The sequence below is a fragment of the Thermostichus sp. MS-CIW-23 genome (genome assembly GCF_054059455.1).
This window is the reverse complement of sequence record NZ_JBSSCC010000077.1, coordinates 1-3,503: the sequence shown is the minus strand read 5'-3', so window position 1 is coordinate 3,503 and position 3,503 is coordinate 1. Positions and strand designations below refer to the sequence as shown.

Sequence of the window (3,503 nt, the reverse complement as noted above, 5' to 3'; positions counted from 1 at the left end):
TTCGGGCCTGTTTTGTTCTCTGGTAGAGCAGAGCAGGCTCAGGGCTACTGAAAGCCCGCTCCGTACCGCTTAGCGGTCGGAGCCGGGTAGTTTACTTAAGGATCAATTGAGAGATCCGATAGACATGAACAAGCTCAGCCAACGGCTAGCGACTGCGCAAGAAAGTCTCAATGCCATCGGCAATGGCCCGCGCCAAAATAGCCTGATATTCGGCAGTAGCCAATTTTCGCCCTTCGGTTGGGTTGGTTACGTATCCCAACTCCAGCAGCACGGAGGGCATACCCACAGGTGTTTCCCGCACCACAAAAAAGCGGGCTCGTCTCACCCCCCGGTCAGCAGCACCGGTGGCCCTGACCAAGCTGCGGTGCAAGATGGCGGCCAGCTCGGCGCTATCGGGTCGCAGGTAATAGGTCTCGATGCCGTGAATGCCGGAGCGATCCAGGGCGTTGGCATGAATGCTCACCAGCAGGGCAGCATTGGCCTGAACGGCCATATCCACCCGCGGTTGCAGCAGCACTTCCCGGTCATCGGTGCGGGTCATCACCACCCCGTACCCCCGCTCCTGCAGCAGTCGTTGCACCTGGTGGGCAACGGAGAGCACGATGTCCTTCTCCTGGATCCCATCTACCCCGATGGCACCGGGATCCCGTCCCCCGTGGCCGGGGTCGATGGCAATGACCGTCCGGTTCAGAGATTGGGGGGTGGAAGGGGAGGCAGGGCCGGGCGTCTGCGGCTGAGGTATTGGTGGAGGAGCATTCAGAGGTCGCAGCTCCAAGGTAATGCGGCGGGATCCCTGGCCGGGGTTGGGCTCGAAGACATTGAACTCCTCGGCGGGCTGCACCAGAATGCTGACCGTGCGGGCATCTTCCTGGACAAAGCGGATCCGCTCCACCGGCCCTCCAACCGGCAAGCCGGGATCCGGCATAGACTGGGGCAGGCGAGCGGGCGCCACGTTGATGCGGTAGCCACCACTCTCGGGATCCCAGCCGGCCCGGTAGAACATGAATCCATCGGCGCTGATGATCAACCGGTTGCCCTGGAGCTGAACCGATTGCAACGTGGCCAGCGGCCCACTGCTGTTGACAGAGCTGACCTCGGGCAAAAGACTGGCCTGGGCAGCACCGCCGGCAGGCTGGATCCAGATCCCACCTCGCTGTGGGTCGTAGCGGGCTTCCCAGTCGCCACCGGAGGAATCCACATCCAGCACTACCCGAGCAACGGTGGGCTCAAACTGCCCGATACGCAGCCGCGAAACCCCCAGACGGTTGATGACATAAGCTCGCTGGGTGAGGGCAGGGCTGAGGGTGGTGTTGAGAAAATCCACCACTACCCGATCCGGATCGAGGATGCGCCGCACCGTAGTGGAGGGGCTGCCTTGGGTACGGATGAAAAAGCCTTCTGCTTGCGGGGATACCTCTAAAATTTGATGGCCGGAGCGAGGAGATGGGGTGGGTGCCGGGCGTCGGGGAGGCAGTGTCGGCAAAGGCGGGGACGGCGGGAAGGGATCCCTGGAACCTCCCAATAAGCCGGCAGATGAAGGGGGAGAAGAAGAGAGAGATCCGGCCTGGGTGAATTGAACAGCCCAGCGGGAGGGGCCGGCAGTGAGCAGTTGCAGTTGGTTGAGGCTGAGAGGCTGATCCGGCTGCAGATACAGCACAAAGCGGGTAATGGTATCCGTAAGCTGGCTAATCTGCAGAGAGGTGACACGGCCCGCAAAAGTCTGGGTTTGGGGCTCCTGTCCAAAGCGGGTGTTGGGAAAATCCAGCACAACCCGAGGCGGATTCTGCAGCACGAACAGAAAAGGCCGCACCTCGCCCTGGGTGTTAACTTCCAGCCGCCCCTGCTGAGGGTCGTAGTGCCAGCGGTCGATGCGAGATAACCCTGGGATTGTGGTCGTCTGGGCCTGGACAGAGGGAGGGGGAAACAGTCCTGCTCCCGCCAAGCTCAACAGCAGCATCGCCCCCCATATCCGCCTTGACCTCGGCTTGCCGAATTCAGGCATGACCTTCCATCCACTCCCCACACCTGCTGCCCTCAACTATACCAACCTGCCCTCGGAGCAGCCTGGGAAGGAGCGCAATTCCGCTCTTGCCTGCAGGGCTGGGGGATGATGGGTAGAGGCTCGCCCCTTCTTCTTCCTGCTTGTTCTCCGACGAGGTATCTTGGGATGCCCAGGCCACCGGATCCCCTAGCCCTGGCCCGAGCTGGACACGCCCAGTCAATTGTGCAGGTTGTGCGGACAGAACTGCTGCGGCGTCGCTGGTGTGTCCGGGTAGACTTTGCCGACGAGACCCTGCACGTCCACCTGCTGGGATCCCTGTACCAGCCTGCGCTCTCCCCCCAAGTTGCCGCTGCCCAACTGTTTCTGATCTTGAAGCAACTGCGGATCCCACGGCTGGAGCAAGTGGAAATTTGCGCTTTCCGCGGCTCACGTTTGCTCTGGCGGCAGAGCCTAAAGCTGGGATCCCGGCAGCGTTGGGATCGGTTTTCCTTCGATAACTGGGCAGTCAACGCTTGGGCTTACCCGGCTGCTTTTGCAATGGCCCTGATGGTGAACAACATAGGCTTGTTGCAGTTGTTGCATTTGCCTCTTCACATTTGGATCCACGAATTTGGCCATGCCACCGTCGCCTGGTGGAGCGGGTATCGGGCTTTGCCTCTGCCCATCGGCTGGACAAGCGTTAGCTCGCAGAGGGATCCCTTTGTGTATTTTGGAATCCTCTTTTTACTGATTCTACTCTTCTGGTCAGCCCGCAAGGAGCGGATTGGGTGGCTGCAGGTGCTGGCCATCTTTCTTGCTCTATTGCAGTTTTACATGACCTGGCTGATGCCCAATCGCACCTGGGAGATGTTGTTTGTCTTTAGCGGCGTTGGAGGAGAATTTTATCTCAGCACCTTTTTGATGGCCAGCTTTTATTTTCCCCTGCCAGATCGTTGGCGATGGGACTCTTTGCGATTTGTCGTGCTGGGGATCGCGAGCAGCAGCCTGTGGAGAAGCTTTTGGGAATGGCACAGCATCAGACTGGGATTGGCCGAGGTTCCCTGGGGAACTTTGTTGGGCGGCCAAGGAGATGCCAGGGGGGATATGAACCGCCTAAACTACGACTTTGGCTGGAGCACCGATCAAATTATCCAAACCTACACTTTTTTAGGGAACCTGTGTGTTTTCGTCGTATTGAGCCTATATGTTCTATTCCTGTTGCGGGCAAACGATGAGATTTGGCTGTATCTGCGAGCAAAGCTTATTCTTTGGATGGATGGTTTGATAGGCTCCAGTTCAAGGAAACGTTCTTAAGATCCTCTTGTACTGAACATTGCCCCAACTACAACTTTTTCCGGCAGCACCAGCTACATCCGGCGCAAAATGAGCTCTTGGGTAAAAGGGATCCCGCTTATCTCCAGAACTTCCAATACAGCCTGTTAAGGGCTCAAGGGGTACAATAGCAGCACTTAGCAAACCAACTTCGGAAGGAGGATGGATTGATCAGTAGTAAAGAAGTCTT

2 protein-coding genes are annotated in these 3,503 nt (G+C 58.3%); one reads left to right on the top strand and one right to left on the bottom strand.

Annotated elements, in window-relative coordinates:
• Positions 1-145: 145 nt before the first annotated feature.
• Positions 146-1,957, bottom strand: a complete 1,812-nt coding sequence (locus ACVW0B_RS14265; protein WP_457491988.1) for an N-acetylmuramoyl-L-alanine amidase — start codon at positions 1,955-1,957, stop codon at positions 146-148.
• A 210-nt stretch (positions 1,958-2,167) separates the two neighbouring features.
• Here ACVW0B_RS14265 and ACVW0B_RS14260 point away from each other — a divergent pair, with 210 nt between their 5' ends.
• A complete protein-coding gene (locus tag ACVW0B_RS14260; RefSeq protein ID WP_457491987.1) occupies positions 2,168-3,295 on the top strand; it encodes a hypothetical protein in 1,128 nt (375 codons plus the stop codon).
• The last annotated feature ends 208 nt before the right edge of the window (positions 3,296-3,503 follow it).